Genomic DNA, 5,969 nt, shown 5'->3' with positions numbered 1-5,969 from the left:
ATCCCGCGCCACGACATCTCTTCCGGCCACCATCGCGAACTGCGCACGGCGGCGATGAGGCTGTGGGCGAAAATTGCTCGAGCATGAGAGATATCTGCAGATGGCGTCTTTCGCTGGCCGTTCCTCCGTTAAGTTTACGATGCCCCGCATAGAAAGCGCTTTCGCGGGACAATTGGCGGTTTCCATCGTCGCATCGACCGGTTTATAAGGGTGCGCAGCATCGGGGTAATCCACCCTCCTTGATTGCCGCCGCCAAAAATCCTGAGGCTTGCGATGAAATCTGTGGTGATCAGAAAGGCCAGAAAGGCCGTGTGGGCGCGCGTCGTTGCCGGCATCGGCGGGTTGCTTGCCGCGACCATCTCGCTCGGCATTTCGATCTATGAAGCCGGCCACAAGGACGATGTTGTCACTGTCGCGCCGGGGACGACCGTCAATGCGGGGCGCTGGAACGTTACGGTTGATTCGAGCGATATCACAAATCAGACGCCGGATGGCATGCATCTGCTCGATGGCCAGAAGGCGCTGGTGGTCAATCTCACTTTGGAGAACCTCTCGGCCCAAAGTTCGAACATCTATTTCGAAACGCTGAAGATCGCCAATATCGCCGATCTTCCCCGGCCGCAGTTCTATCTGCTGCGTGACAAGGAGATGCTGGGCGATCTCCAGCCGATGATCCCCGAGCCGATATCGGCCGTCTGGCAGGTGCCCTCGACCATGCTGCTGCCGAAGGCGCTCGATATTTCCATCGTCGGCACCAAATTCAAGCCGAAGGACAATCTCTATGCTGCGCCCGGATGGTTCGATCCGGAAAATGTGGCAAGGGTGGAGCTTCCGATCACGGGGACCATGCCGTAATGCGCGTCTTCCTGTCCGTTCTGGCCCTGACGCTGGCGATCGCCATTCTTGCCTTCCTGCAATGGACCACGCCGACTTACGCGCTTCTGACCGGCCCGTTAGAGACCCGCGGGGATCAAAGCGCGACGGTGTCGAGCGAGACCTTCGATGTGAAGGTCAACGAGGTCCTGTTGGCAAAGACCCTTGCCCTCAGCCATTTCGGACGGCCGGTCGAGCGCGACACCGAGGGAATTTGGGTGGTCGTTTCTGCCGAAATGCAATCGAAATGGGAGACGATGCAGATCAGTTCAGCCTCGATCAAAGGCGCGTCCGGCCGGATTTATGCCCAGAGCACTCGAGCGTCAGGCACCAAACCGCTGCTGACGAGCAAGGATCTCCAGCCCGGCCTGCCGGCAAAAGGCGTCTTGATGTTCGAGATGCCGGAACAGGAGGCTCATGACATGGAGCTTATCCTTTCGCGCAAACTGGGGCCGCAGCTCGATTCTGAAATCCATGTAAAACTTGACGCGAATGCCGTCGACACAAAAGACCGCCTGGAGATCCGAGATGATGGCGTCCACGCGTGAAAGATGGTTCTGGCTGGGCTCGCTGCTTGCCCTGCCTCTTCTCATCCTTGCCAGTTTTACCATCGATAGCTGGCGCAATATCGGCGAATATCGTCGCCGGGCCGAGCTTGATGTAGAGCCCTACAAGGCCGGTATACCCTTTGCCGGCGCCTTCTGGACGCTGCAGCAGGCCCGCCTGATCGGCGATGGGCGCGATACGCAGATCAAACTGCCGAACGACATGCGGCTGGTCATCATCCGGCTCTCCGCCGAGGCGGGCGAGGATATCGGCCAAAACTGGATCATGTGCAATCTGACGCTAACGGATGACAAGAACCATCGCTGGCAGCATCTGGATGCCATCATGTCCAGCGATCTCAGCCGCGAACTCGACCGCTCCGCCGAGCCGGTCGATGGATGCGACGCGGTTTCGCGCCATCCGCCGGAAAAGGGTCATACGCTCACGATCGAGGAAAAATTCATCGTGCCGGCGCAGGCTGCCTCTTCCCTTGCCGCGCAGTTGAGCTTTCTGTCGACAAGGCCCGATGCCCTGTCCATCCCGCTGAACCTAAAGTGAAGCGCTGAACTTGAAAGATTCTGGTCACTCGCTTGCCCGGTGCCATTTCCGCCCCTGCGCGAAGCCGATTTCCAGTGTTGCGGCAAGAAGGCATATCTTGATCGGCATGATCAGCAGGCCGTCGCCGGGCGCGCTCGGTATCCCGAAGAGAAGCGAAATTCCCTGGGCGATGATCTGCCAGAGCGCTAGGTCATGCGGTCCGATCCAGCGCGAAATCCCAAACCAGGCCCAGGCAGCGCCCCAGTCGAGCAGGCGGTAAAGCACGATCGCCGCAGCGGCAAGAAGCAGGCCGGAATTGATCGCAAGGCCAACACCCTCCGCCAAAGCGCGATAGCGTTTGGCCGTTCCTGAGATGAAATGGGCGATAAAGTCGCGCAGGGACTTCGGCAGCTTTTCCCAGCGCGAGAAGGCCTTCGCGACCCGTCCTTGCACCACCGGCCGCTCGCCATTGATATCATAGCCATAAACAAGGGCCGCGAGCGTCAGCCATACGGCGGGATAGAGAACATAGGCGAGAAGATTGTAGAGTTGCTGGTAGGTGGAAACCGCCACATCCTCGGCAGGCGGCGGCAGCGTCGTGGCGGCATTGGCGTTGCTGACGGGATTGAGAAGACCCAGGAACTGCCCGATCGTTTCCGGCAGATGGGCGACTCAGGCGCACACATCGTCCTGCCAATTGGAGATGACGAACAGACCGATGAAGGCCCAGTTCGCCTCGCAGATGACAATGACGATCGGCCATACCGCAGACTTGAATCGCTTGTGCATGCGTTTGGCCAGCAGCCTGACGAGCCAGGCGATGGCGACCGAGATCACCAGCCATGCGCCGCCTCTTACCTCAAGTGGTGCGATCTTTTCACCAAACATCATCAGATCGAGCGAGAGCTTGGAATAGTCGCGTATGGTATCGCCGAGGAAACCCCAGGCGGCGTAATAGGCAAAGAAGGGGACGAGCGTCAGCGCCAGCGCCGAGGAAAAGCTCGAGCTCTTCACCTCTTCCTCGGGCCGTGCCGCGACCACCTGCGAGGCGCCGTTCAGCGCCGGCAGACCGGGCCTGATCGTTTGAAAGAAGGCGACGATGATGACGAGCTTCATCAACACGACCAGAGCCAGTGTCGAAAGCCCGGCCAGCGCATTGACTAAGCCGATCTGCACGGCCAGTTCCAGAAGCACGGAATCGAGGATCCGGCCGATCAGCCACAGCACCATCAACTGCGGCCAGAAACGCCACAGCAACTGCAACGTCAATAACGGCAGCCGCCAAAGTGGTTGGAAAGAGGTTGCGCTATCCGAAGAAACGATCGTCACGAAGCCAACTTAAATGCGCCTGCGCAGGCCAGGCGTTTAGGTTCAAATCCGGTTCTCGTCAAACTTAGCAGGAATAGGGGGCGATCATCAATTGCAACTTCGCCCCGCGCCACTCGTCGCCGGCGACGATCACGTCAGGGGGCACTGTAACGTTAATCGAGCATCGATCAAAATGTGGGATCTGGTGGGATGACCAGATTTACGCGTGATCCTCTTTATCGTCGCCACCGTTTTCCAGCGGAGGTGATTGCCCATGCCGTTTGGCTCTATTTCTGGTTTCCGCTCAGCCTGCGGATGGTCGAGGATATGCTGGCAGCGCGTGGCGTCATCGTCTCTCACCAGACCGTGCGGCTCTGGGCTGAGAAATTCGGCAGACACTTTGCCAATGATATCCGGAAGCGATCAGCCGGCAGGCTGGGCGACAAATGGCACCTTGATGAGGTTGTCATCACCATCGGCGGAAAGAAACACTGGCTTTGGCGCGCGGTTGATCAGGACGGCTTTGTTCTCGACGTGTTGGTGCAAAGCCGCCGCAATGCCAAGGCTGCAAAGCGCTTGATGCGAAAGCTTTTGAAAGCGCAAGGCCGTTCGCCGCGTGTGATGATCACCGACAAGCTTCGATCCTATGGTGCGGCGAAGCGGGAGATCATGCCCGGCGTCGAACATCGCTCGCACAAGGGCCTGAACAATCGGGCGGAGAATTCTCATCAACCCGTCCGACGACGGGAGAGGATCATGAAGCGCTTCAAGTCAGCGCGACAGCTTCAGCGTTTCGTTTCTATCCACGATCCGATCGCCAACCTCTTTAACGTTCCCCGCCACGATATTCCATCCGCCCACCATCGCCAACTGCGAGCAGCAGCCTTGGATATTTGGCGAGACGTCGCCCGCCTTCAAGCTGCCTGATCGCAGCAAATATCGCACTTCCTTGGACTGGGCGCGTTAAGTTTACGATGCCGATCGACCAATTCCCGTAGGAACCACGAATCCTGCCCCGGGGAAATAAGCCCGCGAGTATGAGTTGATTCCCCATGAATTGCGGGTTTTCAGATGGCTTGTGGCCAGGCAAGCATCGCCGAAACCACCATCCGACGCAGATCAGAAGCGGTAGCGCCGATTTGCGGTAGGTTCATAATAGCCTGAAGTACGCCGAGAAAGTGCCAGGCTAGCGCTTCTACGTCTGCCGACGATCTTAACTCTCCGTTCGCGACCGCAGCATTTAATATGCCTCTTAGGATCGCGCGTTGCCGCTCCGTTCCGTCTAACGCTACTGCTTTTCCCCTGGGTGGCAATTCTGTTATCTCGGCACAGGCTCTAACAAGCATGCAGCCGCTAGGCTTTTGCGATCCGTGGGTGTTCGTGACGAAGTCCAAAAGAAGCGCCTCAATTTCTTGTCGCCGAGTTTCGGCTTTGACAAGGCCCATCCGGTGTAAAACGCGACTGTTATAAGTTGCCAACACCTCGTGAAAAAGCCCCTCCTTGTCTCCGAAGCGCTTGTAGAGACTGGAGCGAGACAATCCCATTGCCGCGGTCAAATCGTCGATAGATGCTGCCGCAAAGCCTTTTTGCCAAAAGACGTTCATTGCGCCATTTATTACAACCGCATCGTCAAACTGCTGCTTTCCACTCATCTTACCTCCATCTTGACATCCTGGAACGATCGGGCCAACAATCTTGAACCGATCGTTCCAACATAAGCGAGTTCATCTCCATGTCCAGTCACGCCAGAAACCAGGTCTCACCATGGATCGCAGTCGCGGGAGCAACTGGTCGCGTCGGAGCGGCCCTAGTCGCGCATCTCCAAAACGACCCAGTAAATGTTGTGGCGTTAAGTCGATCGCCCAATAAGGCTCAACTGTCCGATAAGGTGTCCTTGGCCACCGTGAATTTCGACGACCCATCGTCATTGTTGGATGCGCTCCGCGGCGCCGACCGACTTTTCCTGGCACATGGCACGTCGGCACAACAGGTTGTCAATGAGATCGCGTTGATTGATGCTGCGGTTGCGGCTGGCGTGCGCCACATCGTCAAACTGTCCGTTATGGGACCCGCGTCGAAGTTGCATCCGTTCGATTGGCACATGAAGATCGAGGCGCACCTTGCTCGCCAGGATATCGGCTATACAATCCTACGCCCATCCTCTTTCGTGGACATATTGGCGCGGGCCGGCGCTCCGGTTGCCGAGGGTTCATGGGGCGGAGCTGCTGGCGACGGCCGGGTGAACCTGATCGACACAAGAGATGTTGCCGACGCCGCGCGCGTTGCCCTGCTCGATACTGCGTTTGCGAATTCCCAACGAGCGTACCACCTGACGGGCCCGGCGACGTTCAGTATGCCTGAGGTCGCTAACGAACTCTCGCGGCTTCTAGGCAAGACCATTACCTACCATCACCGCACCCCAGAGGAGCAAAGGGAAGTGTTGATCAATTCAGGCGCAAGCGACCTGGTGGCCGATGTTCTGCTCGGTATCGACCGGTTATTTAGAGAGTCGGTGCTCGCGGAAACGACATCGACTTTTACAGACCTGACCGGCAAGGCGCCGCGATCTGTCGCTGCCTGGCTGAGTGAGAACATCGTGGCTTTTCGGAAGACGTAACATGAATTGCTTAGGACGCGGACTCATTAGCTGAAGCGATCCATATCCTCGTTGCGGCGAGTTTGAGGCCGGCAAGGTAGTTGTCCGC

The 5,969-nt window shown here is 57.8% G+C and carries 8 protein-coding genes and 1 pseudogene; 6 read left to right on the top strand and 3 right to left on the bottom strand.

What is annotated here, in order from left to right:
* The 4 genes and pseudogenes from AB6803_RS32960 to AB6803_RS32945 all read left to right on the top strand — a co-directional run.
* Positions 1 to 87, top strand: a pseudogene (locus tag AB6803_RS32960) (IS6 family transposase); the annotation flags it as partial.
* 186 nt (positions 88 to 273) lie between these two features.
* Positions 274 to 855 (top strand): hypothetical protein, encoded by a 582-nt coding sequence (locus tag AB6803_RS32955; protein WP_371112771.1) that lies wholly within the window; start codon positions 274 to 276, stop codon positions 853 to 855.
* A complete protein-coding gene (locus AB6803_RS32950) occupies positions 855 to 1,421 on the top strand; it encodes a hypothetical protein (protein WP_371112770.1) in 567 nt (188 codons plus the stop codon). The genes AB6803_RS32955 and AB6803_RS32950 overlap by 1 nt, the downstream gene beginning before the upstream one ends.
* On the top strand, positions 1,402 to 1,977 hold the full coding sequence (locus AB6803_RS32945; RefSeq protein ID WP_371112769.1) for a hypothetical protein: 576 nt from the start codon (positions 1,402 to 1,404) through the stop codon (positions 1,975 to 1,977). The genes AB6803_RS32950 and AB6803_RS32945 overlap by 20 nt, the downstream gene beginning before the upstream one ends.
* Positions 1,978 to 2,001: 24 nt before the next feature.
* Here AB6803_RS32945 and AB6803_RS32940 read toward each other — a convergent pair whose 3' ends face one another.
* Positions 2,002 to 2,529 (bottom strand): hypothetical protein, encoded by a 528-nt coding sequence (locus AB6803_RS32940; RefSeq protein ID WP_371112768.1) that lies wholly within the window; start codon positions 2,527 to 2,529, stop codon positions 2,002 to 2,004.
* 99 nt (positions 2,530 to 2,628) lie between these two features.
* Complete coding sequence (locus tag AB6803_RS32935) at positions 2,629 to 3,225, bottom strand: hypothetical protein (RefSeq protein ID WP_371112767.1); 597 nt, start codon at positions 3,223 to 3,225, stop codon at positions 2,629 to 2,631.
* A 249-nt stretch (positions 3,226 to 3,474) separates the two neighbouring features.
* Between AB6803_RS32935 and AB6803_RS32930 the strand changes: the two genes are divergently transcribed.
* Positions 3,475 to 4,191 (top strand): IS6 family transposase, encoded by a 717-nt coding sequence (locus tag AB6803_RS32930; RefSeq protein WP_371112766.1) that lies wholly within the window; start codon positions 3,475 to 3,477, stop codon positions 4,189 to 4,191.
* 140 nt (positions 4,192 to 4,331) lie between these two features.
* Here AB6803_RS32930 and AB6803_RS32925 read toward each other — a convergent pair whose 3' ends face one another.
* Positions 4,332 to 4,916, bottom strand: a complete 585-nt coding sequence (locus tag AB6803_RS32925) for a TetR/AcrR family transcriptional regulator (RefSeq protein WP_371112765.1) — start codon at positions 4,914 to 4,916, stop codon at positions 4,332 to 4,334.
* 80 nt (positions 4,917 to 4,996) lie between these two features.
* Here AB6803_RS32925 and AB6803_RS32920 point away from each other — a divergent pair, with 80 nt between their 5' ends.
* On the top strand, positions 4,997 to 5,881 hold the full coding sequence (locus AB6803_RS32920) for an SDR family oxidoreductase (protein ID WP_371112764.1): 885 nt from the start codon (positions 4,997 to 4,999) through the stop codon (positions 5,879 to 5,881).
* Positions 5,882 to 5,969: the final 88 nt, after the last annotated feature.

This window comes from Rhizobium sp. RCC_161_2 (assembly GCF_041355235.1).
Classification (GTDB): Bacteria; Pseudomonadota; Alphaproteobacteria; order Rhizobiales; family Rhizobiaceae; genus Rhizobium.
This window is presented reverse-complemented; position numbering and strand designations above follow the sequence as displayed.